At 67.4% G+C, this 23,380-nt stretch carries 21 protein-coding genes; 11 read left to right on the top strand and 10 right to left on the bottom strand.

Going from position 1 to position 23,380, the window contains the following annotated elements; translation table 11 throughout:
- Positions 1–51: 51 nt before the first annotated feature.
- On the bottom strand, positions 52–723 hold the full coding sequence (locus tag KEG57_RS44870) for a DNA alkylation repair protein (protein WP_272459665.1): 672 nt from the start codon (positions 721–723) through the stop codon (positions 52–54).
- Positions 724–1,406: 683 nt separating this feature from the next.
- Here KEG57_RS44870 and KEG57_RS44865 point away from each other — a divergent pair.
- On the top strand, positions 1,407–1,829 hold the full coding sequence (locus KEG57_RS44865) for a PDZ domain-containing protein (protein ID WP_272459664.1): 423 nt from the start codon (positions 1,407–1,409) through the stop codon (positions 1,827–1,829).
- A gap of 105 nt (positions 1,830–1,934) precedes the next feature.
- On the top strand, positions 1,935–2,102 hold the full coding sequence (locus KEG57_RS44860; protein ID WP_272459663.1) for a hypothetical protein: 168 nt from the start codon (positions 1,935–1,937) through the stop codon (positions 2,100–2,102).
- A 31-nt stretch (positions 2,103–2,133) separates the two neighbouring features.
- Here KEG57_RS44860 and KEG57_RS44855 read toward each other — a convergent pair whose 3' ends face one another.
- Positions 2,134–2,304, bottom strand: coding sequence for a hypothetical protein (locus KEG57_RS44855; RefSeq protein ID WP_272424855.1), 171 nt, complete (start codon positions 2,302–2,304; stop codon positions 2,134–2,136).
- A 757-nt stretch (positions 2,305–3,061) separates the two neighbouring features.
- On the opposite strand from KEG57_RS44855, the gene KEG57_RS44850 reads away from it, so the two are divergent.
- Positions 3,062–5,290, top strand: coding sequence for an FG-GAP repeat domain-containing protein (locus tag KEG57_RS44850; protein WP_272459662.1), 2,229 nt, complete (start codon positions 3,062–3,064; stop codon positions 5,288–5,290).
- A gap of 34 nt (positions 5,291–5,324) precedes the next feature.
- Here the strand turns inward: KEG57_RS44850 and KEG57_RS55955 are convergent, their stop codons facing one another.
- On the bottom strand, positions 5,325–6,629 hold the full coding sequence (locus KEG57_RS55955) for a HEAT repeat domain-containing protein (RefSeq protein ID WP_272424858.1): 1,305 nt from the start codon (positions 6,627–6,629) through the stop codon (positions 5,325–5,327).
- Positions 6,630–6,989: 360 nt separating this feature from the next.
- Between KEG57_RS55955 and KEG57_RS44840 the strand changes: the two genes are divergently transcribed.
- From KEG57_RS44840 to KEG57_RS44830, 3 genes are all read left to right on the top strand, one after another.
- A complete protein-coding gene (locus KEG57_RS44840) occupies positions 6,990–8,399 on the top strand; it encodes a hypothetical protein (RefSeq protein ID WP_272459661.1) in 1,410 nt (469 codons plus the stop codon).
- A gap of 110 nt (positions 8,400–8,509) precedes the next feature.
- Entirely contained in the window at positions 8,510–8,827 is a 318-nt protein-coding gene (locus KEG57_RS44835; protein WP_272459660.1) for a hypothetical protein, read from the top strand.
- Positions 8,828–8,876: 49 nt separating this feature from the next.
- A complete protein-coding gene (locus KEG57_RS44830; protein WP_272424860.1) occupies positions 8,877–9,392 on the top strand; it encodes a tetratricopeptide repeat protein in 516 nt (171 codons plus the stop codon).
- A 360-nt stretch (positions 9,393–9,752) separates the two neighbouring features.
- Here the strand turns inward: KEG57_RS44830 and KEG57_RS44825 are convergent, their stop codons facing one another.
- A complete protein-coding gene (locus KEG57_RS44825; RefSeq protein WP_272424861.1) occupies positions 9,753–10,424 on the bottom strand; it encodes a hypothetical protein in 672 nt (223 codons plus the stop codon).
- A 780-nt stretch (positions 10,425–11,204) separates the two neighbouring features.
- On the opposite strand from KEG57_RS44825, the gene KEG57_RS44820 reads away from it, so the two are divergent.
- Both KEG57_RS44820 and KEG57_RS44815 read left to right on the top strand, forming a co-directional pair.
- Positions 11,205–12,008 carry a hypothetical protein gene (locus KEG57_RS44820; RefSeq protein ID WP_272424862.1) on the top strand — a complete coding sequence of 268 codons (804 nt, stop codon included), beginning with the start codon at positions 11,205–11,207 and terminating at the stop codon, positions 12,006–12,008.
- Positions 12,009–12,073: 65 nt separating this feature from the next.
- The gene (locus tag KEG57_RS44815; protein WP_272424863.1) at positions 12,074–12,877 is read left to right on the top strand and encodes a hypothetical protein; all 804 of its coding nucleotides are present in this window, start codon (positions 12,074–12,076) and stop codon (positions 12,875–12,877) included.
- Positions 12,878–12,991: 114 nt separating this feature from the next.
- Here KEG57_RS44815 and KEG57_RS44810 read toward each other — a convergent pair whose 3' ends face one another.
- Both KEG57_RS44810 and KEG57_RS44805 read right to left on the bottom strand, forming a co-directional pair.
- A complete protein-coding gene (locus KEG57_RS44810; protein ID WP_272459659.1) occupies positions 12,992–13,534 on the bottom strand; it encodes an RNA polymerase sigma factor in 543 nt (180 codons plus the stop codon).
- Between the two features lie 391 nt (positions 13,535–13,925).
- Positions 13,926–14,357, bottom strand: coding sequence for a hypothetical protein (locus KEG57_RS44805; RefSeq protein WP_272424865.1), 432 nt, complete (start codon positions 14,355–14,357; stop codon positions 13,926–13,928).
- A 262-nt stretch (positions 14,358–14,619) separates the two neighbouring features.
- Here KEG57_RS44805 and KEG57_RS44800 point away from each other — a divergent pair, with 262 nt between their 5' ends.
- Both KEG57_RS44800 and KEG57_RS44795 read left to right on the top strand, forming a co-directional pair.
- Positions 14,620–15,156: a hypothetical protein gene (locus KEG57_RS44800; RefSeq protein WP_272424866.1), complete on the top strand. Its 537-nt coding sequence runs from the start codon at positions 14,620–14,622 to the stop codon at positions 15,154–15,156.
- Between the two features lie 33 nt (positions 15,157–15,189).
- Positions 15,190–16,542 (top strand): glycoside hydrolase family 5 protein, encoded by a 1,353-nt coding sequence (locus KEG57_RS44795; protein WP_272424867.1) that lies wholly within the window; start codon positions 15,190–15,192, stop codon positions 16,540–16,542.
- A 200-nt stretch (positions 16,543–16,742) separates the two neighbouring features.
- Here KEG57_RS44795 and gstA read toward each other — a convergent pair whose 3' ends face one another.
- Positions 16,743–17,360, bottom strand: coding sequence for a glutathione transferase GstA (gene gstA, locus KEG57_RS44790; protein WP_272424868.1), 618 nt, complete (start codon positions 17,358–17,360; stop codon positions 16,743–16,745).
- 66 nt (positions 17,361–17,426) lie between these two features.
- Here gstA and KEG57_RS44785 point away from each other — a divergent pair, with 66 nt between their 5' ends.
- On the top strand, positions 17,427–18,356 hold the full coding sequence (locus KEG57_RS44785) for a LysR family transcriptional regulator (RefSeq protein ID WP_272459658.1): 930 nt from the start codon (positions 17,427–17,429) through the stop codon (positions 18,354–18,356).
- Between the two features lie 59 nt (positions 18,357–18,415).
- Here KEG57_RS44785 and KEG57_RS44780 read toward each other — a convergent pair whose 3' ends face one another.
- The 3 genes from KEG57_RS44780 to KEG57_RS44770 are packed head-to-tail and all read right to left on the bottom strand — an operon-like array spanning position 18,416 to position 23,324.
- Complete coding sequence (locus KEG57_RS44780) at positions 18,416–20,470, bottom strand: FtsK/SpoIIIE domain-containing protein (protein ID WP_272459657.1); 2,055 nt, start codon at positions 20,468–20,470, stop codon at positions 18,416–18,418.
- Positions 20,461–22,503, bottom strand: coding sequence for a hypothetical protein (locus tag KEG57_RS44775; protein ID WP_272459656.1), 2,043 nt, complete (start codon positions 22,501–22,503; stop codon positions 20,461–20,463). Before KEG57_RS44775 ends, KEG57_RS44780 begins: the two co-directional genes overlap by 10 nt.
- Positions 22,500–23,324 (bottom strand): hypothetical protein, encoded by an 825-nt coding sequence (locus tag KEG57_RS44770; protein WP_272459655.1) that lies wholly within the window; start codon positions 23,322–23,324, stop codon positions 22,500–22,502. Before KEG57_RS44770 ends, KEG57_RS44775 begins: the two co-directional genes overlap by 4 nt.
- Between the last annotated feature and the right edge of the window lie 56 nt (positions 23,325–23,380).

Raw genomic sequence — 23,380 nt, 5'->3', positions numbered from 1 at the left:
CATGCTCAGGCCTCGGCGCGTGCGGGGGGCAGGACGATCGCAACCGTGAGGTCAACTTTGCCGACGCACCATTTCGTTGATCCAGATGGGAGCAAACGGAGAGGTGCAGCCCTTGGAAACCGGATAATCGCGATAGATTCCCAGTTTTTCGCCAATGGCAATGGCTCGCTTGCGATGCTTGGGGAAGTGAATGCCGATCCCCGCAAGGCAGAAATTCATCGTCCATTGCACTTCCGAGGCAGCGTTCCCCATTTCAGACTCGATACGGTCCAGAAGTGCTGGCAGATCGAGTCCGTCCGGACGTTTCGCGATGCGCTCCGACGTCAGGCTCCAGCCGGCGCGGGCGGCCCAGGGGTCATCATCTTGCATCCATGATTGGCGAAGAGACTCCTTGTCAGGATGGTTCTTGACGACATTGGAATTCAGCCAGTCCGCAACTTGCGCAAAGTCGACAGATCGCACCATCCGATCCATCTCGTCGCGAGACAGGTTTTCGGGCTTGAGCAGAAGGATTGCCAGGAGCCGGGCATCGATGTTCCCGGTGTCCCAGAGAGCGATGGCCAACGGGTGGTCGGTCTTGACCTTCGCGGCAAGCTTCCGTATGTCACCAAGACGGACGCCGAACTGATTGTCCCCTGCGCCATGTTTCTTGTTTTGCGCACGGACCTTCTCATGACCGAGAGATTTTAGCTGCGCGAGGGCATCCTTGAGAGTCATTGTCATGCTCGTGGCGCTCCTTGAGTCGGAGGATGCGGGACAACTGTCTGATTAGGCCATGCCAGTCCTTGCGTTCGGTCGAAACATCAAAGACTGTGCTGGGACGCACGTCAAGAGGGATGTAGAGGAGGGGCCAGGGTAACACCTGCTCAGGCGCGTCTGGACGGGCGCCCAGGGACGTGCAGGGGCCGCCCGCTCCTCGGCCCCGCGGCCTACAGGTTCCTGCTCGATGTCCGCACTGCCGCTGGCTGATGGTTCCGCATCCGGTGCTTCGAGGCATCAGCGTCGAAGGAGCACGCCATCGGTGTCATGACGGTGGTCGGTAAGGACTTCGTGCGTTTCAGGTTTGTCCACGTTACGGCGCAGGTTGGCGTCGCAACGCGCTTGCCGTCGAGGACCGCGGCCACGTAGCCACGCGGGTACCCGAAGGCCTAGGGGTTCACTCCGGGGCGGCCCCGAAGGCTGTGCGGCGATCAAGGTGCGAAGCTGCCCCAGCCGCTGGACAACGAGCAAGGTTTCGTGAAGCCACCGTTTGCTCACTCCTTCCAGACCGGCCTTGCCGGGTGACACTTGCGTTCTTTGCGAGACTCTCCTCCAGGCCCGTACCGGAGCAGGCAGGCGCAGGCGATGGACACGCGTGCGATGCTGCTCAATGAACCACTCGAGACACCGATAGCGAGGATCCCATCATGAAGAATCTGACGCGACTCATGATCATTGGCGTGCTGGCTGCGGGCCCCTGCTTCATTTCGCCCATAGTATCTGCTCAACCCATCACATGCGGCGGGGTGCACGGCGCTTCGGTTGCAGGCCTCCGCGGCATTGCCTTCGGTGACCCTCCGGTCGGTTCCACGTCCGGTGCTGTGATTGAAAGCATCAATCCCCCCAGCCCGTTCCTGCCTGCTCGGATTCCGAGCGGCGGCACGTTCACACCCGAACTCGGCGACATGATCACGGCGGTCAACGGCATCCCGATTAGCTGCGTGGGCAGCTTGATGAATGCAATGAACTCGGTGCTGGCATCGACCTCCGTGCGTCCTGTCCTCGTGAGCTTCACCATCTGGCAGGCGCGCTTCGGCGCCAGCGTGACGATCTCCGCCGTGATCTCGTGACACAACGCGAGTGCCGGACAGAGGCGTCTCGCGGCAAACGGTCAGCAAGTGGCGAGGGGAGATGCTCCTGCTCGAGCTTATGCGCGTGGACTCGGCGTACCAGGGATGGGAGAAGAGGTGTCGCTCGACGAGCTGCGCGCGCGGGCCGAGGCACGTGGCGCCGCGGTCGACGGGCCGCGGAATCAGCCGTGGTTCACGCGCGAGCTCGTGGTGACGGATCCGGAAGGGTACAAGCTCGCATTCGTGACGCCGAACGAGCGCGTGGAAACGTGACGAGAGGTGGGGGGAGGATGCGTCGAAGGCGCTAGCGCTGCCAGAGCGGGCATGTGTGTTCGACATATTCGTCGAAGCGAGGATCCGCGTTCCTCTGCTCCGGGCAGTACTCCTGCACGACGGACTCGAGCTCGGTCCGGCAGCTCTGCATGTCGACCACGGCGCAGATCGCCGGGGCGGACTTCGCGACGACCCGGGCCATCGCCATCTTCAATCCCCAATGGGTGTCCGATGAACGGCCTTCTGTTGTAGGCGCAGCTCCTTGGCCACGTCGAGCGTCGTCATGAGGCCCTTGTCGTGTAACGCCTGGATTTCGGCCCCAAAACGGGTCGGCCGGTGCTCTGGCACGTACTGTTTGTCTGGAACTGTGCCATCCGCCGGTCGATCTGCGTGGGGCCGGCCGTGGTGTTCGGCGTGGCATCGTGGCAGCCAGCACCGCGGATCGTTAGGCAAGCACGGCGGGAGATTCAGCCGATGCCTCACCAGCGATCGCCGCCGAGGAGGCGGGCATCTGCCCATTCGGTGTCGATGTACCTCGGGCGAACGGCATGCTCTCCAATGCCACAGGCTCGCCTTGCGCAACACGACAGCCTCCGCGCCGCGCACGGACATCGACGGGAAGCCGCGCGACGCCATGCCGGATATCAGGGCGGACGAGCTCTCGCAGATAGTTCGGTCACTCCACGCGGCGTTCTGATAGGCTCCCCGGACGCTTGCTTCGGAGGGAGATCGTGAGGAGAGCTTCTGCCGTTCGGATGGCGTTGGTCTGGGTGTGCGCCGGTGCGTACGCGTGCTCCGAGGTCGACGCGGAGCCTCCCACGTCGTCCTCCACCAGCTCGAACGCGTCCGCCAGTGCAAGCAGCGGCGCCGGTGGCAGCGGCGGCAGTGGAGGCGCGCCATGCATCCCCGTCGACGATCACGACGCGTGCACCGATGACCTCTGCGATAGAAGCGGCCCCGTGCACCCGCCGAAGGCCGACGGCGCCGCGTGCGTCGTCGCCGACGGCTGTATCGTCGGCAGCACCTGCCAGGCGGGTACCTGCATGGGGGGCAGCCCGATCGTCTGCGACATGGGCAAGACGTGCGTCGCCGGCGCCTGCGTCGGTCCCCCGTGCGCCGGGACGATCGGGCTCCCAGGCATGCCCTACATCCCGGTAGGCGACTTTCCATCGGCCATTGCGGCGGCAGATCTCGATGGCGACGGGCGATTGGACCTCATCGTCGCAAACACGGGCGACGGTACCGTGAGCGTGCTCGAGAACCTCGGAAACGGCAAATTCGCCCCCTCCGTCAACCTCCCGATCGGACCGAGCCCCTCCGCGGTCGTCGCGGCCGATCTGGACGGCGACGGCAAACCCGACCTCGTCGTGACAAACCGCGACGGCAACGCCGTGAGCGTGCTCGAAAACCTCGGGGGCGGCGCCTTCGCCCCGCCGTTCACGCACGCCGCGGGCCTGGGTCCGAGCGGGGTCGCCGTGGGGGACCTCGACGGCGACGGCATGCCCGATCTCGCCGTCGCAAACAGCGGCAGCAGCAGCGTGGGCGTCCTCTTCAATCTGGGCGGCGGCGCCTTCGCACCCATGATGGCGTACAGCGTGATGGGGTCCCCGAGCTCGGTCGCGATTGCAGATCTCGACAGCGACGGCAAACCCGATCTCGCCGTCGGGTCGCGCTACGTCCTCGTGGGCGGCAACGTGAGCGTGCTCCGCAACCAGGGCGATGGCTCCTTCGGCGCGGCGGTCGAGCAATACGCGGGCGTCGGGCCTGCGTCGGTCGTCGCCGCGGACCTCGACGACGACGGCCGGCCCGACCTCGCCGTCGGCACCGCCTCCGACGACTGGAGCGGCAACCTGACCGTGCTCGAGAACGAAGGCAACGGCAACTTCGCCTCGCCGACCGTGTACCTCACGCTCCATCCTGTCTTCGAGGTGGCAGCGGTGGACCTCGACGGCGACGGCAAGATCGATCTCGCCGCTGCGAGCGGAGGCACCAGCGCGGGCGTGTTCATGAACCAGGGCAACGGCACCTTCGCCGTACCCGTCCCCTACGGCACGGGCAGGGACCCGGAAGCGCTCGCGGTCGGGGACCTCGACGGCGATGGCAAGCCCGATCTCGCCGTCGCGAGCGCCCATAGCGACAGCGTGAGCGTGCTGCTGAACCAGGGAAGTGGTGTGTTCGGCCGGCAGTACCCCGTGGGCAACCTTCCATCCGCGATCGCGGTGGCGGACCTGAATGGGGATGCCCTGCCCGATCTCGCCGTCGCGCGCGCCACCGGCAGCGGCGTCGGCGTCCTGTTTCATCAGGCCGACGGGAGTTACGCCGAGCCCGTCGATTACGCCACGATCGAAGACCCTCACGCCATCGTCGCGGCGGACCTGAACGACGACGGCGCGCCCGATCTCGCTGTCGGGAGCTATGGCGCCGGCGGCGTCGACGTGCTGCTGAACGACGGGAATGGCGCCTTTGTGCCCCCGATAAACCACGCGGCGGGCGAGGGGGTGAGATCGATCGTCGCCGCGGACCTCGACGGCGACGGCAAGCGCGATCTCGTCGTCGCCAGCCAGTTCAGCGGGAAGGTGAGCGTGCTCCACAACCAGGGGAACGGTGCCTTCGCCGCTGCCGTCGACCACGACACGGGCATGGTCCCGGTCTCGGTCGCGGCGGCGGACGTGAACGGCGACGGCAAACCCGACCTCGCGGTCGCGAATGCGGTCGGCGACGTGAGCGTGTTCTTCAACCAGGGCGACGGCACGTTCCACCCTCCTGTCCACCACGCCGCGGGAGGGGACCCGGTCTCGGTGGTCCTCGCGGATCTGAATGGCGACGGCAAGCTCGATCTCGCGGTCTTGAACTACAGCTTGGCCATCGCGAGCGTGCTCTTCAACGAGGGGAACGGATCCTTTGCCCCCGCCGCCGAATACGCGGCGGACGCGATGGCGCTCTCGCTCGCCGCAGGGGATCTGAATGGCGACGGCATGCCCGAGCTGATCTATACCCAAGACGTAGGCGTCGGCGTGCTCGTCAACGATGGCAGCGGTGGCTTCGCCCCTCCCGTCACGTACGGCGCAGGCATCGCGCCCGGCGCTCTCGCGGTCGCGGACATGAACGACGATGGCAAGCCGGACGTCGTCGTTCTCAATGCCCACGGCGCCGACGTGAGCGTGCTTCTCGACACCTGCATCCCGTGAGCGGCCGAGCACGGCGCGCCGCGTGTGTACGCGGTCAGCGGTATGGCCCCCGCTGCTTGATTTCCATCGCGGCCACCACCTCGGCCATGCACGCGCGGACGTGGGCGTCACGCGCGCCGTGGGCGAGGCGGCTCAGCGCAGGCAGCGCCGCCGCCGCTCCGTGCTGCTGGAGCGCCAGCGCGGCTGCGCACTGCACGTTGGGATCAACGTCGTCGAGCGCGGCGATCAGCGCGCCGAGGGTCGCCTGGCCGAGAGGGGTGAGTTTGCCCAGCGCTTCCGCGGCCTGCCAGCGGGCGCGGCCATTTCGGCGATCGCCGAGTTCGTCGAGCAGCACCGCGACCACCTCGCGCGAGCCAATGCCGAGGCCGCCGAGCGCCAGAACGGCCATCGGGAAGACGAAATCGTACGGGGCGCGTCGCTTCTGGCGCTGCCGGATCGTCTTCATGAGCACCGGCAAGGCCGCCGGTTCGCCGATCTTGCCCAGCGCCCAAATGGCGGCCTCGGTGCGCTTTTCCGCCTCCGTGAAAGCGTCGGCTTCGGTCACGGCTTCGATCAGCGCCGGCACCGCCGCCTCGGCGCCCTGACCGATGCAGCCCAGGGCGCGAGCGACGGCGCTGAACGGGTACGCTTCGGCGGCCTTGCAACGTTGCAGCAATGCGAGTAGCACCGGCACGGCGGGCGCGGCATCGGCGCCGAACGGCTCGAGCGCGTGGAGCACGGCATAGATCATATCGCTGCGGACATCGTGCCGTGCGAGGTGCGTGGCGAGCACCGGCACGACGCGGTCCGGCCATGCGCCGAGGTTCCCGAGGGCCTTGACAGCCGCGAGCTGCGACGCCGTGTCGTGCGGAGGCCGGTCCTTGGCGCGTCGGAGGAGGAGGCGCACGTAACGCGCTGTGCGCGCGGTATCGATCGCCTGCAGCGCCAAAAGCGCGCGGGCCGCGAGCGTCCCGTCGGTCGCGACGGCCGCCCGGCGGAGCGCGGGCACGGCAGCCGACGCCGCGGGGCCGATCGTTCCCAGTACATCGGCGGCGTAGGCGCGCACCGCGGTGTGGTCCAGCAAGTCGACCAGCACGGGGACGATCCGGTCGGCGTCCGAGCCCCACTCGCGCAGCGCTTCGACCACGGTCGCCAGCCGCTCGTCGTTTGCGTGAGGCCCGCGCGCATATTGGGCTGCCGCCCCCAGCAGCACGGAGAGCCCGTCCGGGCACGCACGCAACCCGTTCACCAGCGTGACCACCGGCGAAATCAAGATGTCGTCGTCGTCGGGTCTGATACTCTCGAGGAACGCGAGCCATTTCTGTGCGCACGGAGAGGGCGGCGGTTGGAGCACAAGCACCGGGGTGATCGTACGACGATTCTCTCTTCCTGACCACGAGTACCGCCTGGCGTCGAGCACGCCGGCTCGGCGTGGAGCTCGGCGCGAACCTGTGTATACCCATGGGAAAAATTTCCGCGGTCGGGCACTTCGTGATGCTCAAATCGCCGCAAAGCGTCCTGTTCCACATCATGCAGTGGACGCATTGAGCAAGCGTGCACGCGGTCGCTCCACACGCGCCGCAATGCACAAATCGAGCACGCTTGCGCAGTTCGCGCAGCATTGCGCAATCCGCCCCCCGCAATAGACCCGCCATTCCCTCTCCTGGCCCCCGAACGAGCGCGGCATGCAATGTGCTGAGCGCATCGGCCAAGGAGATTGATGATGAAGAAGATTGCTTTCGTCGTGCCGTCCGGTGTCGCGACCCTCGCCCCCTCGCACGCGCGAACAAGGGCGAAGCGCCTCGCCATGATGCCGGTCGTGCTGGGCCTTCTGGCCGCCGCCGCCGCCGGATGCACGATGGAGACGGCCCCGGCCGACGACAGCGAGGTTTTGCAGGCCACCGCCGAGGCTTCCGCGGCCCTGTCGGCAACGCTGGTGGGCGCGGTGGAGCGCCAGCAGATCGTCGGCGACGTGTACCATTACAGCTTCCTGCTGAAGGTGGGGAACACGCCCAATGCGCGCATCCGCGTGCACCGGGTCGTGCGCGAGGATTCGCCGAACGTCCCGCATCCGACGTCGCGGGCCATTCTGCTCATGCACGGCGATTTCGCGACCTTCACCACGAACTTCGTGCCGTCGCAGATCAGCCCTGCCGCGAAGCCCGATCGCGATCTGGCCGTGTACCTGGCCAAGCGCGGGATCGACGTGTGGGGCGTCGATCGACGGTGGACGACGGCGCCCGCGGAGGGGACCGATTTCTCGGATTTCGCCGGCATGGGGGTGGCGCAGGCCGTCTCGGATACGGGCCTCGCGCTGTCCTTCGCGCGCACGATCCGCACCTTGACGGGCGGGGGCCAGGATCGCCTGTTCCTGGGCGGGTTCAGCAGCGGCGCGCAGCTCACGTACCTGTATGCGGCCGAGGAGAGCCAGAAGCCGCTTTCGCAGAGGCAGGTAAAGGGCATCGTGCCCATCGACATCTATGGCAAGCTCTCCCCGGCGGACGAGTCGCTGAGGCTCTACGCCTGCGCCAATGCGGCCGACGAGTATGATTGGGTCGCGCAGGGGTTCGTGGACAGCGACAACAGCACGTTCGCCCAGCCGCTGGGCGCGCTCGCGGCTTCCGCACCCTGGGGCGATTCGCCGATCTTCGAGGGCTACACCAACCGGGAGGCGATGCTCGGGTTCGTGTCGGCGACGTTCCTGCTTTATGAGCCCAAGCCCCTGTATCACCTGGTGGCCGGCATGTACAAGAATGGGTTTCCCACCACGTTGCGCTATTCGTCGGAGGCGCTCGTCAGCGATTGGCTCGCGCATTCGCCGCCGCACGAGTCGCTGGTGGAGACCGCCGACCGGGATGCCATGTGGTGCGGGACCGGGACCCTGCCGCTCGCGGATCACCTCGCCGACATCTCGGTGCCGCTCTTCTACCTCGGCGCCGCGGGCGGCTTTGGCGATCACGGCCTTTACACGACCACGCTGGTAGCCTCCACGGACGTGACCACGCATGTGGTGCGTCGCCTCCCGGCCTCGAGCGAGATCGAGGACTTCGGCCATGCGGATCTGCTTTACGCGGAGGATGCGCCCGCGCTCGCGTGGGCGCCGCTCGCGCAGTGGCTGCTCGCGCATTGAAGTTTTTCGTTCCCGCCAAGCCGCGATTTCGCTTGCAGGGCGTTCATCGCCGACGGTACACTCTTCCTTGCCCGACGCGCCTCGCCCAAGAGCAGGCGCTCGAGAGCGACATGCCGACGGATGCGGTTCGGTGTCGAGTCGATGTCTTGGTGGTGGACGGAAAGCTGGAAGAAGCGCTTCGTGAGCTGCGGAAGTGCAGTGGAGACACGCTCCGCGAACTCCGCAAACGGCGACGGGACGGACCGAAGCCGAGCGAGAAGCGACGAAACAAACGCTACTTCGTGAACCGGTTCTCGGGCTGGCGCTGGAGGCTTGCCCGGGCCGAGGACGAGCTTGAGCGCGCTCGACGAGATCAGGAGATGTTCACGAGGAGAGCTGCGCTCTCAGCGATGAGCGCTTCGTCCAACCGCCGCCGAACAAGGGCCTGAGCCGACGGCGCGGGTTCGCTCGCTGATCGGACCGTCCCGCGGACCGAGCATGTGGCAAGATGCGCATGTGGGCAAGAAGCCGTGGACCGCCGAACGTCGATGGGAGAGCCTCGTCAAAAAAGGCATTGTCGATCCAGATACCCAGCCGGGCGATCTGGACGCTCTGGCAGGCAAAGTCTCCGCAGCCCTATCACCAACGATATACGACGACAGCGTGCGCAGCGCGGACACCCGAACTCTCTTCGAGGCGTTCGTAGACGAGCTTCATGCGCAGGTCGAGCGTAAGGTCAATCTCAGTGCCCTCGCATGGCGCTTGGAGGCCATCGCGTCGGCCCTCGAGGGCATGGTCGAGATCAAGGACCCCCTGCGCTTCCTCGAAACAGCCGTCCTGGCGGCGCCAACGTCGGTGGCCCTGCAGGTGAGACTCGCAAACAGTCTCCTCGGAGAACGCCGATACGTGGACGCCGAGGAAACCCTTGCCCGCGCCCTCGCGCTGGATCCGACCAACCAAGACGCCTTGTCGCTCCTCGACATCTGCAAGCGAGATCCGCAACGACCTCGATGAGCACGCTGCTTCCACAGGCGTCGTCGAGGACGCTGCGCATGGGTCTCATCTGGGGGCGATGAGCTGGGGCGTTGCCCCAGGCCCCACCAGGGGTTGTCCACCCCTGGACCCGGACCAGCGCAAGCGCTGGACCCAGGGTCGATGAACTGCGCGATGCGCAGTTCATCGAACAGACGACGTTGCCAATCGAGACAGCCGCGCTGCCATTTCGATGGGCAACGTCGTCCTTGGTCTTGTCACTGGCCCGTTGGAAGAACTGCGCACCGCGCAGTTCTTCCACCACGAGTCCAGCGCTTGCGCTGGTTCGGGTCGAGGGGCGAATAGCCCCCGCGGGGTCCGGGGCGGCGCCCCGGCGCGCTTCTATTCGGTGGGGCCGGACTTCTTGGGCTTGCTCGGGCGGTCGGGGATCACGGTATGGATCTCGACCTCGCTATATCCCTCGATCTTGTAGAGCCGCTTCAGATTGGCGAGATCCGCGTGGACGACCTTGGCGAGCGCCGTGCGCACGCGGCCGAGGATCTTGACCTGCGCGGCCGGCTTTCGGGCGGCTTCGACGGCGACGCGCAGGGCCTCGCCCTCCGCCTGGATCTCCGCCGCGGCGCTCGCGGCCGTCGCTTTTGAAAGCTTCGGGTGAATCCCCGCTTGCAGGAGCTCCACCAGGATCTCCATTCGGTCCGGCTGGCCGTCCGTGTCGCCTTCCGCGTAATAGGCGGTGCCGTCGGGGAAGAGGACGGACAGGGCGGCGTCGGAGGCGGGACGGCCGACCTCGTTCCAGATGATATCGTAGTTCTTGCCGAGCGCGGCGTCGGCCGACAGGTTGCGCGCGTCGATCTGCGCGGCGAGCGGCGCGTGCACCTCCTCTGCGGCCTTGTGCTTGGCCTCGACATTGGCCACGAGCGCGAGCGAGGCGCCGAGGCGCTGTTCGGCGAGCTCCTGCCACCGCCCACCGCGCGCCCTCGCATTCGTCAGCGTGTCCTTCGCATCCCCGAGAATGTTGCCCGCGGCGGCATCCCGCCGGACGATCTCACCCATGGGTCCTCCCTTATCTGGTCTTGTGAAGTGCCCCCACCCACCGAAGCGGTGACGCTATAGCAGTTGGGCGGACAGGGGAAAGGCCGAAAACGGCGGAAGTGTGCCCGGAGCGGGGGTCACGGCGGGGTGAGATCGGAAAGGCGGGCTCGGTACGGCGATTCGGGGCGCCGTGAAGCGGCAAAGGGAGATGGGGGGAAGGGATCCACGGCGCTGTGGATCGGGGTTCCGAGGGTGGGATCGGCGATCCACGGCGGGGTGGATCGGGCAGGGGAGAGGGCCGCGGGCGAGTCACGGCGGCGTGAAGTGGAGGCGGGAGGCGAGGAAATGCGGTTCACGGGGACGGGGAAGGGGTGGAGGCGAGGGGGAAAGCGAGTTCGGGGCGGTGTGGGATGGCGGTGGCCGGGAGGGAAAGCGGTTTCGGGGCGCTGTGGGGTGGGGAAAGCGGAGGCGGAGGCGGCAAGTGAACTCTGATTGTGTATCGCTCCCGCGGTCCCGCCGGATCCCGCCGCCCCGGTCACCGTCATGGGACGCTCGGTTCCCGGGCGCATCGTGAGCCCCCTGGTTCGTGTGGCATTGCCGCCAGCCGAGCCACGTGCGATTCGGTCCTCCATGCAAGCACGGAGGAGACGCCGCTGGGCAATGGTGGGCGTGCTGGTGTTGGGATTTGGTGGGGCAGGTCTGACGGGGGCGTGCGGGTCGCCTCTCGATCCGGGGCCTGTCGATTCGTGCCCGACTCCAGCCGATACCCCGACCGACACGTCGACCGAATGTGCGGAGCCGATGCCCAAGCCGTGCATGCTTTACCGCATCCCGCTCGTGGGAAACCCGAGCACGGACGTCGCGCTGCGCAGCAAGTACATCGCTGCGTTCGGCAGCGCTTGCTACATGTCCGTGGCCGATACGTTCGACTGCTTCTACCAGGAGTGGGAGGACGCGTGTGCCGATGCCGTGAAGATCGGCGAGGTGTCGGGAAATGCGCCGTACGCCAAGGACTACAAGTGTCAGCCCGTCGGCAACGGTGACTACACGCTGCAGGTCGGCTCGGATGTCGCGAACAAGATCACGATCAACCATCAGGCCGCGCCGCTACAGACGTCGCTCATCGAGATCAAGAGCGTCCCGACGGAGGTGAGTGGTCCGTACCGGAACTTGGTCGAGGTCACGACCATCAAGCCGGAGAAAGACTTCAACTGCTCGAGCGGCCAGGTCGGCGCCGACGGCATGACCATGAGCCAGCGGAAGTGGATCCTCCAGGTCAACCGCAAGGCGCACGGCGGCAAGATTCACTCCGATCTCGCGGGCTTCACGTGGCCTTGCAAGGATGAGAACTGCAAACCGACGATGTGCACGGAGAACCTCGTCCTCCTGGATCCGGATGATGAAAAGACGCCTCGATACGACTCCGATCGCGCGGAGGTGCACCACGTGGTGCCCATGAAGGATCTGCGCGGTTGCCCGTGGGGCACGAACGCGTACAAGAACGCGGCCGTCATCTCGCGGAGGCTCAACCAACATCTCAAGAACAAGGTCCCGCCGATCAAAGAGGTGACGCTGATCAACAACGTTCCGCCCTACACGCCGTGACGTGGCCGGCGGACGCAGGCGGCGCGACCGTTGACGCCGAGACAAACCGGGTCTAGGCGAAGCCGATGATCGAACGGGTCACCCGCCACTTCGGACGCCTCGTCTTCGACCGAGACGCCATCGTCCGCGCCGCGCTGCGCGCGTACGTCGAGACCTACCTCAAGCGGATCGCGCGCTTTTGGTATCCAGCCTCCGACGGCATGGAGTGGACGGGCGACCCCAAGCGGGGCGCCATCTACAACGACGACGGAGAAGGAAACTACGAGGTCGTGGCGTGGAACGAGGCAGGCGTCGTCGGTCTCGCGTACGAGCTCGGGTGGGGTCCGATCGAGCAGCTCGGCCTCTCGGTCGACGCGGTGACCGGCGGCCCGGACGATGTGCGCGGGGCCGTGCCAGGGCTGCCCGCCGAGCTCGAGCCCGCGTTCGTGATGGCCGTCGGTTGGCTCTACGTGGGGGACGAGCATGGGGAGAGGCGGGCGGGCGTGGGCTTCTGGCTTCACGGCGATCGCGTCGGAGGCACGCTCCTCGCCGTACACGATCCGAGACGGGCCAACGGCGCCCGCCGGCTGGCCGCGTGGGGCTTGCTCCACGACGGGCGGCTCTTGCCGCTGTCTTGTGAGTCGTATTATCCACGCCCCGGGTGGATCGTGACGTACCACGACCGCCCGCAAGACGCTCCCGCCCACGCGGTCATCGACGCGGTGGTCGATCGGAGGCTGAAAGGCCCCACGGAGTTCACGCCTGCCGAGCTCGAGACGCTCCTTCTCCCCACGCCCGACCCGAAGCGCGTGCATGGCGCCCAGTACAGGCTTCAAAAGGTCGGCATCACCTGGCCCGGCTCGCCCGAGATCCCCGAGGAGCCGACATGACGAGCCAACCCCTTTTTGGGGGGACTCGTCTCCCCAAATGAAGGCGCAAGCTCCTACCGATCAATCTACGTCGTCGCAAAGCGGAGGCGGAGGCGGAGGCGGAAGCAAGCAAATTCAGGCGAGCGCGAGCGTCTTCAGGTGCTCCCGGGCGAGCTGCAGGCGGGCGTAGGCGGTCTTGGTCTTGATGCCGAGCGCTTCGGCGATCTCCCGGATCGAACGGCCTTCCAGGTACGGCACGACCACCGCCCGGATGCGCGGGCCAATCCTCAAGAGGAATCGCTTGAGCCGGAAGAGCCCGTACGTCGCCAGCACGAGCGCCTCCGTCGACTCCGCTTCGTCTTCCCGCTCGGGAAAGTCATCCGAAAGGCCCGCGAGGACCTCCCGTTCGCAACGCGCCAGCTTTCGATGATTGCGCGCACGGTTGAGGCCGATCATCAGGAGCCACGGGCGCGCCTGCTCCGGCGTGACGAGACATTCGAGGCGTCGCCAGGCCGTGAGGAAGACCTCCTGCACGACGTCGTCCACGTCGCGGGGAGGGATGGCCTGTCCAAGAAGAAGGCGGCGCAGGAAATCGCGGTGTTCGAGGTAAAGGCGCCCAAGCAGGGCGTGCGCCGCCGTAAAGTTTGCCGGCGGCGGATGGAGCGGTATCGTGACCATACTCATGACTCCGGGTGATTCGGGGTTGTGGGGAGACGCCGGTCGGTGTTGCTAGCGCCGGCTGGCGTCGCTTGCTTTGTCTCATGGATTGCGGCCGGAGGCAATTGGAAAAGAGCGGATTGGTTCGTCGGCGGAGAACCCACGATCCGCCGCGAATGGGGCGAGGGGCGTTGGAATGGGAGCTGTGATCCTGCGCGGCTGAAAGTCCCTCACCCCAACCTGTTCGATGAACTGCGCATCGCGCAGTTCATCGACCCTGGGTCCAGCGCTTGCGCTGGTTCGGGTCGAGGGGCGAATAGCCCCCGCGGGGTCCGGGGCGGCGCCCCGGCGCGGCGGCCCCGAGAAGATCGTCGACGAGCTCGACAGACCGCCCCTCACGAGCCCGTGCGCCTCATCGGGGCTTGGACATTTCGTCGGCGAACGGGCAAGTCTTGATGCCCTGAGCTTCGACTTCTTTGCGAAATGCGCCGGGTCGACTGCCAGGGTCGAGCACGCTCATTTGCTTCGCCAGATCCTTCGCCTGATCGGTCTGAAGCTGCGCCGAGATCCACTCGGCCAGGATCCGCGGTCTGTCCTCCGCCGAAGCCGTTGCGGCCCCCGGCGCGCGCGAGGGCGCATTGCACCAGGCCTCGAGGTCCGATTTGTAGGACGGCTTGGCCTCGGCAGGCGCCGAAGCCTCGGCGGGGGACGAAGCCGCCGGGGCGCCCGTCGCTCCCGCTTCCGACGGGGGAACCTCGACCGTCGATGCAGGAGGGGGGCTGCTTCCACCGCACGACGTGGCGAACAGACCGGCCATCAGGGCCGCAGAAAACAGGACACGCATGAAGATTCTCCTTGGGAAAGCTCCTACGCGCGAATCGTCGGCTCCTCAAGCACGATTGCATACTCGGGGCTTGCAGCCCGGGGGCGACGTCCGGGAAGACGTCGTATCGGAAGGCTGCTGGGGCGCTCGTGCTTGTGGTCCGTCGCACCGAACAAAAAACGCAAAAGCGCCCCTCCCTCCCCGTCTCTAGGGCGAGCGCCGGCGGCCCGATGGTCCCGGCGACACCGTGAGGAGAACAGGGATGCGCAAGATCGTGGTTGTCATGGCACTGCTGGCGGTGGCCGGCTGCAATTCGAACAAGGGCGAGGAGGCCGCCGCCAAGCCGGCCGGCTCGGGCGCGCCGGCGGCGAAGGGCGCGGCCGAGGCGCCGAAGGGTGGCGAGGCCAAGGGCGAGCTCGTGGACGTGGAGCTCACCCCGCTGCCCCTCAAGATCAAGGTTCGGCCGGGCGGCATGGGCGCCATGGACATGAGCCTCGACGATCAGCACAAGAGCGCCACCGTGGACATCGGCGACGGGGCCTCGCTCAACGTCAGCGAGGCCAAGGACGATTTCGCGGCCCTGAAGAAGGGCTTCGAGGGCGATACCGTGCTCTTTCCCTTCAAGAAGTGGGCGAAGGAGGGCCCGAACATGGCCATCGTCCAGTTCGAGAACGCGGGCAAGACGGGGTATATCGGCTTCATGCTGAAAGAGATCGGCGGCAAGAAGTACGTCTGCAAGACGACCGGCATGGACGGGGTTCCCTCGGCCGAGGTCGCGGAGAAGAACCTCAAGCCCTGCGAGACCCTTGCGGCCAAGTGAGCCGCGGAGCCGCATCTTTCAAGGGAGCATCGAATGTCATCCGAATGGTTGTGTGCTGTTCTCGGAGGTTTCCTGCTCGCCACAGCCGCGGGGTGCGCGGCCGGCCATGCGGGGCAAGATCCGTCGAGCGGTGGCTCGGATAACGCAGGCGGGGCCGGCGGGGCCGGCGGGGCCGGCGGCGGCGGTCACGGGGGCGGCGGCGGCGGCGGCGGCGGCGGATCCCCGGGCCACGCGCTGCCGCCGCTGCCGCTTCACACCGAGGGGCGCTGGATCCTCGACGCCTCCGGAGAGCGATTCAAGTTCGCCGCGGTGAACTGGTACGGCGCCGAGGAGATGGACTACGTCCCCGCCGGCCTCGAGATCGCGGATATCGGCGCCATCGCCGCGCGCATCCGCGCTCTCGGCTTCAACGCCGTTCGGCTCCCGTGGTCGAACGAAATGGTCGATCTGAACCCGGTCGTCGCCGACCAGGTCGTCAGCGCCAACCCGAAGCTCAAGGGCAAGACCGCGCTCGAGGTGTTCGACGCCGTGATCGACGCGCTCGCGTACGAAGGGCTCGTGGTCATCCTCGACAACCACGTGAGCGAGGCCGACTGGTGCTGCAGCGATACCGATCAGAATGGTCTCTGGTACACAGCGAAATACCCGGAGGCGACGTGGCTGAAGCACTGGGAGGCTCTCGCGAAGCGCTACGCGGCGCAGCCGGCGGTCGTGGCGGCGGATCTTCGTAATGAGCCGAGGCCGGTGCTCGAAGCCGGCTGCCAGGCCTGCACGCAGTGCCCCTGCGGGAGCTGCGGCTGCGTGACGCCCGTGTGGGGCGGAGGCGATCCCGCCACCGACTGGCACGGGGCGGCCACCCGCGGGGGAAACACCGTGCTGAAGGAGAACCCGAACCTGCTCATCGTCGTGGAGGGGCTCAACTATGCGTCCGACCTCGGGGGGCCTTATACGTTGCCCGTCACGCTCGACGTCCCGGGTCGGGTCGTCTATTCGGCTCACGACTATGCCTGGTTTCACGCGGGGCTCAGCGATTATCAGCAGCTCAAGACGGAGCTCGGCAACAAGTGGGGCTATATCCTCACGCAGGGGCAGCCCTTCACCGCGCCCGTGCTCGTCGGCGAGTTCGGCACCTGCCACAGCGGAGCCACGTGCGTGAGCGACGCGACGGGGCAAGGGTTCTGGTTCTCGGCGTTCCGAACGTATTTGAGCGAGGCGGACATCGACTGGGCGTATTGGGCGGTGAACGGGACGCAGGCGCGCGGCACCGGCCGGGTCTTCGGCGCGGAGGAGACATACGGTATCCTGGACACGAAATGGGAGGCTCCGGCGTCGGAGCCGCTGCTATCGTCGCTGCAAGCGCTCCAGGCGGTGACGCAGAAGCCGTAGCTGCGGAGCGAGCTCCTCTTCGAGACCTCCGGGCCGCCCAGCAGGCGAGCGGCCCTGCGACCCGAGCGGCGCACTTGGTGAACCCGGCTCATCCTCCAAAGCACCCACCCGGCCCGCGCGCGGCACTGCGCGCATGGTGCCACTGCATGTACTGCGGGGCCCTGAGAGCATGATGCTTCGGCTTCACCCGCGCCGCAGGCTCAGTGAAAGCCTTCGGCCGTGAGCGCCGCGCGGATGGCCGGGCGCGCGGAGAGCCGCTCGAGGTAGGAGCCAAGCGCGCCGGGCAGATCGACCCGCAGCAGATGTCGATACGTTCGCAGCGCGAAGTACGCGTAAGCGTCGAGGATGGTGAACGCGTCGCCATGGAGGAACGGGCGATCGGCGAGCGCCTCGGCGAGCAGGGTGACGCGGCTAGCGAGGCGCTGCGCGGCCCAGTGCTTCGACTCCTCGCTCACATTCGGCATCAGGGTGAACGGTGCGAAGCCCTTGTGCAGCTCGGTGGCGATGAACTGCAGCCATTCGTCGAAGCGAACGCGCACGAGATTGCCGCGCGGTGGGGCAAGATTGGCCTCCGGCCAGGTGTCGGCGATGTAGTTCAGCAAGACCGCTGTCTCGGTCAGCAAGGTGCCGTCCGGAAGCAGCAGCGCGGGCACGTAACCCTTGGGGTTCAAGCGCGCGAAGTCGTCGCCGTCCGCGGTCTTCTTGCTCCTCAAGTCGACGCGGGCGAGCTCGAACGTGGCGCCGGCCTCGCGAAGCGCGATGTGCGGCGCGAGCGAGCAGACCCCTGGCGTGTAGAAAAGCTTCATCGTCTCGGTCATGCCCGCAGTCTAGGCAGCCGCGGCAGCTTGAACAATGAGGGCAGATTGATCACTCTGTCCAGCGCCATGAACAGCCGTCCCGACTTCGCCGCCATCGAAGCCTTCGCTCGCGTCGCCGAGACGGGCAGCTTCCGCGCCGCCGCCCTCGCTCTGTCCGCGCCGGTGTCGACCGTCAGCGTGCAGGTCAGTCGTCTCGAGCGGCGCCTCGGCGCCCGGCTGCTCGAACGCACGACACGGCGGGTTCGCCTGACCGAGGAGGGGCGTGAGTACCTCGAGAAGGTGCGCGCCGGGCTCGACGCGCTCACCGAGGCGGAGCGCGTGGTGTCGTCACGCGGCAGCGAGGCCCGCGGGCGCCTGCGGGTCGCCGCGCCGGTCGAGTTCGGGCAGGCGGTGTTCGGGCGCGTACTCGGGCGCTACGCGAAGGAGTGCCCGGGCGTCGCTGTCGAGGTCGAGCTCGTCTCCGAGCGTGTCGATCCGGTGCGCGACGGCTTCGATGTCGTGATCGAGGTCGAGCCGTGCGACAGCGCGTCGCTCGTGGCGCGCAAGCTCGGCGCGCCCTCGCGGCGTCGCCTCGTTGCCAGCGCGGATTACCTCGCGCGTCACGGCGTCCCAGCGCACCCGCGCGAGCTTTCGCGGCACACGTGCCTGGTGATGGGCACCCGGCGCGAGGCGGCAACGTGGCGCTTCACCCGCGGCGGCACGAAGCTGTCGATCGTGCACCGCCACGCGACCGCGAACAGCTGGGCGCTGCTGCGTGACCTCACCGTCGCTGGCTGCGGGATCTGCTGCTTGCCGGACTACCTCGCCGCGCCCGCGATCTCCGAGGGCAAGGTCGAGGAGGTGCTCGCCGCGTACGTGATGCCCGCGGAGCAGATGTACGCGGTGTATCCCCGCAGCCAGCACGTGCCCACGCGCCTGAGCACGTTCGTCGCGGCGCTGCGCGACTTCCTCGAGGTGTGGCCTGGCTGCCTGCCCAAGCCGCCTCCGCGGACGTAGCTCTACACACGGGGCATAGCGGAGTTGCCCCGTGTGCAGCGCATGTTCCGAAAACGCCCTCACGCCATTGGCGCTTGTCCCCGCACGAGCCCATGCCCGAGATCGGCGTAGAAGTCGCCCTTCCCCAGAAGCTCCTCGGCCCCTCCCTGGTCCAGAATGATCCTCGAATTGACGAGCTCCTGCACCCGCAGCGCGATTCTCCCGCCCAGGTTCGCCTTGATCTCTCCAGGCACCGTCGTGCGGTCGGGCCGCTGCGTCGCCAGTACGAGGTGAATCCCGGCTGCGCGAGCCATCGACCCGAGCCGCTTCACCGCATCCAGGAATGGCTGCCGCGTTGCCCTCGACGCAATCAAGTCCTGAAATTCGTCCACCACGACCACCCGCCGCGGCAGCGGTGCAGGCGCGGTATCATTGTAGTCGTCGATGCTCTGCACCTTCCGGTGCTCGAAGAGCGTGTATCGCTCCTCCATTTCGGCCACGAGCGCGTCGAGCTCCGCGAGAAGCGCCTCCACGTCGTGCACGATCGGCCCTGCCAGGTGGGCGCCGATCCCCGCGGTGAGCCCGCCGAACGTCACGCGCTTGGGATCCACCAGCGTGAACCGTATGGCCGCCGGCGGATGAAAGTGACAAAGCCCGACGACGAGGGCACGCAAGAAAACCGATTTGCCGCTCCCCGTCTGGCCGGCCACGAGCAGGTGGCACGAGCTTCCGTCGGCGAGGTCCCCGGCGATTACCTCGCCATCGAGCCCCTCCCCGAGCACGAAACGCCCCGGCCGCTCCCGCAAGAATGCGGCTTTGCGCGCGAGCAATGTTTCGAGGTCGACCTTGCGCGGCACCCTCCGCGGCGCCGTGAAATATCGCCGCGCCTCCTCCCGCTCGAACCGCACGTTGTACCCGGCGAGGTGATGCTCCACGTCCTGCGCTGCGCGATCGAGCTGCGCCACACGCTGTCGCGGGCTCGTGACCTCGATACGCAGGAGCCGCGGTCCAACTGTCTTGCGGCCAAGGCTCGCAATGACCCCTTGTCGTTTCAGCTGCGCCACGATCTGCGCGGCGAGGGACTCGGCCTCCGCCATGCCCTCGGTGTCGTCCGGCAGAGCACCTATGGGCTCGCGCGGAGGGGACAAGGTGAGCCGTCCAGCCGGATCAGGCATGGGGCGAGCTGCGCCCGCAGGCGGTTGATCACGAGGTTCGAGCGCATCTATGTATGTCTCGACACACGCCGGTCGTACGGGGCACGTTGGGCAGAGATCCCGGCGCGAGGTCGCCGGCGCCGTTTCGGGGCGCTCCGACCAGCTCACCATCCTGCCGAGCAGGGGCAAGAGGGTCCGCTCCACGATGCCATCGGCAGCCACCGCCGAGAGCTTCGTCTCGATGAGCCCCGGTTTGAAGCGCAGGATGAGCGGCTCCGCGTCGAGATCGAGCGCGGAGCGCAAGAGGTAACGATAGAGCGCCACCTGTGCCTGGTCGAGCTCCTGGTTGGCCTCGTCCGTGAGCTTGTATTCGACGATATCGACTGCGCCTTTCGCCCTGCAATACAGAGCATCGATCCGGCCCGAGACACGCACCGGCACCCCGCCGGACGCATCGAGCACGGCGTCGACCGCGAGCTCGGCGTGCTGAAGGAACGAGCGCAATGCCTCTGCCGGCCGGTGCCCCGTCCCTTCGATTTGTTTCGCCAGGTAGCGCGCGAACTCCCGCAGCGCCTCGGCCAGATCGTCGATCTCGCCGGGCATGCTCGCTGCGCTGGGGTTCGCTTCGAGCTCGTCCACGAGGTGACTGAGGAGCCAGGCCGAGAGGCCATCTGCCACGCGCTCGCGCGGCGCATGCGGAAGGAGCGCGCGCACGGGTTCGGGAGGCGCCTCGAGCTCACGCGCGAAACGCTCGGCGATGCGGTGGAAGAGCGCGCCGAGGGACGATGCACCGATCGGGAAAGCGACGGCCTGACCGCGCGCGCGCCCGAGCGCGAAGACGCGCGGGCAACGAAGGGCGTTGCGGATCTCGGTGACGGAGAGCTCGCGGGCGCCGCGGCGGGGGTTTGGCGGCAGAGCCCGGCTCGTCCGGGCGTCGTCCCCAAGCGTCAACAGAGGGAGCGGCTGGGGGCTCAGCGCCATGGCTCCTCCAGCGCGATGATCGCGCCGCCGAAGCGCTTGATCGGCAGCTTGGCGAGCTCCTCCATGATGCTTGCCCGCGTGGCCATGGGATCACACGCGCGCACCTCTCGCACGAGGCGATCAATCGAGGCAACCCGGAGTTTGCGCAGCTCTCGAAGCACCGGACCGTCCGCAGGGGTTTTTGTTGTCGCGCGAGGGGATGCTTCTTCTTCGCGCGGGCGGGGAGGGGCGGCATTCGGGTCGGCAGGAGTCGGCGGTGGCTCGGGCGGCCGAGGCGCGGAAGGCACGGAGACGGGGGCTGTTGTTGTTCCAAACAGGGCTTCCACCGGCCCCCATGCATTGCAGCCGAGCGTGCGCCGGGCCCAATCCATGACCGTGTCGTACGGAATGATCTTGCCGGCGTCGTCGCTCAGATCCTGCGAACGGGCCGCGCCGAGCAGGCGCTCGACTGCGAGGAGCCGTGCCAGGGCCTCGCGTTCGATGGGCAAGAACGAAGCATAAGCCTTCCCCGTGAACGCGGCGAGAAGCTTGTGAACCTCTTTCCAGGTCGGCGGGATCGCGAACGCTTGCTCGCGCAACAGCAAAACCTTGCGCTCGTCCGCGAGCGCGATCGCTGCGCGCAGGACCCGGGCGAGGGAGGTATGGTGTGCTTGCTGCACGAAAAGCATTTCGCAGCCACCGTCGGCCATGCGAATGCGCAGCGCAGGAGCCCCCTCCGTCTCCCCCGTCTCGGCCTTCACCTGCGCGACCGTGAGCGCCGCGAGAAGCCCCGCGCGGATGCTCTCGGCTGCCACGCCTTGGGCCTGCGCCGCGGCCTCGTCGATGCGCTTGCGCGCTCGCCCGAGGTGCTCCTGCCAGGCCACGGCGAGGCGTTCGTCCGGCGAGGTGTCGACGGGCTCTGCCTCCTCTGCTTCGGGCAGGGTTCGACGCAGATACGCCTCACCGCAGCTTTGCATCAGCATGCGCGGCGTCATTCCCGGCGCGGCGAGCCATGCATCGACTTGTCTCGTCGAGAATGGATACGGAAACGGCTTGCTTTTCTCCTCCTCGGGCAGCGCGCTCCTCCAGCGTTCGATGAGCTCTCGCCGCTGCTCGGGGGTCGGGAGCGCGAGGTGCTCGATCTTCTCCTCGAGCCGATCCCGCATGCTGGCGTGGAGCACCGGATGGATGCGCTGCATCCAGACCGCGTCGAGCGCCATCTGCACGATCACGAGCCCGCGCACCGTGTCGCGCAGCTCGCTCACGAGGCGGGCGTGCCGGATGATCCGGCCTGTCTTGCCCTCCTCTTCCGCGAGGTTCTCGAGCTGATCGAACACGAGCACGATGGGCGCGCCGAACGCCGCCACCACGCCGAGCGTGCGCAGCGCGAGGATGAGGTCGTCCTCGCGCAGGGCAGCGCGCTCGCCGATCATGTCGAGCTGCGACTGGCTCGGTTCGTCACCCGAGAGCCACGCAAAGAGAGCCCGCTGGCGCATGCGGTCCGCGAAGGGCAGGGCGAGGAGGTGTTCGAGATACCGCGCCGACGTGTCAGGGAAACGATCCTCTGTTTGCGCGACGGCATGCGAGAGGATCTCGCGCTGCGTGTCGGGCGGCTGCCTCGAGCAGTCGTCGATGAAGGACAAGGGGAAGCGTGGACGACCCCCTTGGAGCGTCGCCAGCATGGCCCCCACGATCACGTCGATCTGCCGGTGTTGCTGCTGGATCACCGGCTGCCTGAGCGAGCGCAGCGTCGCAGAGAGCACGTGGCGGGGCGACGGATCGACGCCGACCTCGGGCCGCGTGTGCACGAAGACGGCGCGTGGACCCACCTGCTTTCGCAGCCGCGTGAACAGGTGCGTCTTGCCGATGCCGGCAGGGCCGAGCAGCAGGATCGACGTCGAGCGGGCGGCCGTTCCCTCGCGAGCCCCGGCGTCTCGGAGCTGTTCGATGTGCGCGCGAACGAGGGAGCTCGCGCGCTCGTTGATCGAGGAGACGTCGATGGGAGCGGGATCCCATGCATCCGCGTGGATGGCCTGGAACGGGTTCTCCATCACGGTGAAACACGCCTCGCGTAGGAGAGGACGGTGCCACGGGGACCAGGCGGGCAGAGTGGGACGTCCTCGGGCTTCAGGAACTCGGCACCAGCCTCCGGCCGCAGCTCCAGCGTCCCGTCCTTCGCGCCCTCGGCGAGCGCGCGGTGGATGGCGTCCAGCGAGAGACGGCTGGACAAGGCGCGCACGAGATCCGGGATGCGCACGAGCTTGAGCGCCGGATCCTCGAGGCGGCGCAGGGCCTCGTCGACGAGCGTGGATGGTGCTTGGTCGGGCGTCGTCGCGGCGAGACGAAGCGAGGGCTGGAGAGGCGCGAAGAGAGCCGCGAGATCTTCCTGCAAGATCGAGCGTGGTAGGCCCTTGGCCTGGACCTTCTTGAGCGTCTTGCTGACCTGCGCGGCCGTCTTCGAGAGGTGTGCGATCTCGGTTGGATCGAGCGCACGCTCGGCGGGCCCGACCAGCACCTCCACCTGGGTTCGTACGACGACGCGCGCGTGTCCTTCGCGGATGAACTTGGCGAGGGCGGCGTCGAGCTCGGCCTTCGTGCCTCCCTTGACGCGTTTTCCGACGTCCTTGAGCGGAACGCGCGCGCCACCCTGGAGGAGGCTCTCGATCTGCGCCGCGAGGGGAACGCGTATCGTCTTCGGACTGCGCTCGAGACCGCGGGCGACGAGCTGTCGCACGAGCTCCGCGCTGGCGTGCGGAGTGAGCTTGGTCTGCGAAAGGCGTGTGGAAGGCAGCGCCTTTGCAGCGCGTACCGCGCGCTCGACGTCGTCGACGAGCTGCGCATCCACCCGGTCGAGAAGAACAGCTTTACGGGACATGCGCCGCAAAGTAGACCACGTTTGTCCGGGGAGGGAAGGAGGAGTTTGTCGAGGGA

The sequence above is a fragment of the Polyangium jinanense genome, from assembly GCF_028435365.1.
This window is presented reverse-complemented; position numbering and strand designations above follow the sequence as displayed.

Excerpts from the sequence above, each read along its gene's own strand:
- KEG57_RS44870 (WP_272459665.1), bottom strand. The coding sequence starts at position 723 with ATGACAATGACTCTCAAGGATGCCCTCGCGCAGCTAAAATCTCTCGGT.
- KEG57_RS44865 (WP_272459664.1), top strand. The coding sequence starts at position 1,407 with ATGAAGAATCTGACGCGACTCATGATCATTGGCGTGCTGGCTGCGGGC.
- KEG57_RS44860 (WP_272459663.1), top strand. The coding sequence starts at position 1,935 with ATGGGAGAAGAGGTGTCGCTCGACGAGCTGCGCGCGCGGGCCGAGGCA.
- KEG57_RS44855 (WP_272424855.1), bottom strand. The coding sequence starts at position 2,304 with ATGGCCCGGGTCGTCGCGAAGTCCGCCCCGGCGATCTGCGCCGTGGTC.
- KEG57_RS44840 (WP_272459661.1), top strand. The coding sequence starts at position 6,990 with ATGATGAAGAAGATTGCTTTCGTCGTGCCGTCCGGTGTCGCGACCCTC.
- KEG57_RS44835 (WP_272459660.1), top strand. The coding sequence starts at position 8,510 with ATGCCGACGGATGCGGTTCGGTGTCGAGTCGATGTCTTGGTGGTGGAC.
- KEG57_RS44830 (WP_272424860.1), top strand. The coding sequence starts at position 8,877 with ATGTGGCAAGATGCGCATGTGGGCAAGAAGCCGTGGACCGCCGAACGT.
- KEG57_RS44825 (WP_272424861.1), bottom strand. The coding sequence starts at position 10,424 with ATGGGTGAGATCGTCCGGCGGGATGCCGCCGCGGGCAACATTCTCGGG.
- KEG57_RS44820 (WP_272424862.1), top strand. The coding sequence starts at position 11,205 with ATGCCCAAGCCGTGCATGCTTTACCGCATCCCGCTCGTGGGAAACCCG.
- KEG57_RS44815 (WP_272424863.1), top strand. The coding sequence starts at position 12,074 with ATGATCGAACGGGTCACCCGCCACTTCGGACGCCTCGTCTTCGACCGA.
- KEG57_RS44810 (WP_272459659.1), bottom strand. The coding sequence starts at position 13,534 with ATGGTCACGATACCGCTCCATCCGCCGCCGGCAAACTTTACGGCGGCG.
- KEG57_RS44805 (WP_272424865.1), bottom strand. The coding sequence starts at position 14,357 with ATGCGTGTCCTGTTTTCTGCGGCCCTGATGGCCGGTCTGTTCGCCACG.
- KEG57_RS44800 (WP_272424866.1), top strand. The coding sequence starts at position 14,620 with ATGGCACTGCTGGCGGTGGCCGGCTGCAATTCGAACAAGGGCGAGGAG.
- KEG57_RS44795 (WP_272424867.1), top strand. The coding sequence starts at position 15,190 with ATGTCATCCGAATGGTTGTGTGCTGTTCTCGGAGGTTTCCTGCTCGCC.
- gstA (WP_272424868.1), bottom strand. The coding sequence starts at position 17,360 with ATGACCGAGACGATGAAGCTTTTCTACACGCCAGGGGTCTGCTCGCTC.
- KEG57_RS44785 (WP_272459658.1), top strand. The coding sequence starts at position 17,427 with ATGAACAGCCGTCCCGACTTCGCCGCCATCGAAGCCTTCGCTCGCGTC.
- KEG57_RS44780 (WP_272459657.1), bottom strand. The coding sequence starts at position 20,470 with ATGGCGCTGAGCCCCCAGCCGCTCCCTCTGTTGACGCTTGGGGACGAC.
- KEG57_RS44770 (WP_272459655.1), bottom strand. The coding sequence starts at position 23,324 with ATGTCCCGTAAAGCTGTTCTTCTCGACCGGGTGGATGCGCAGCTCGTC.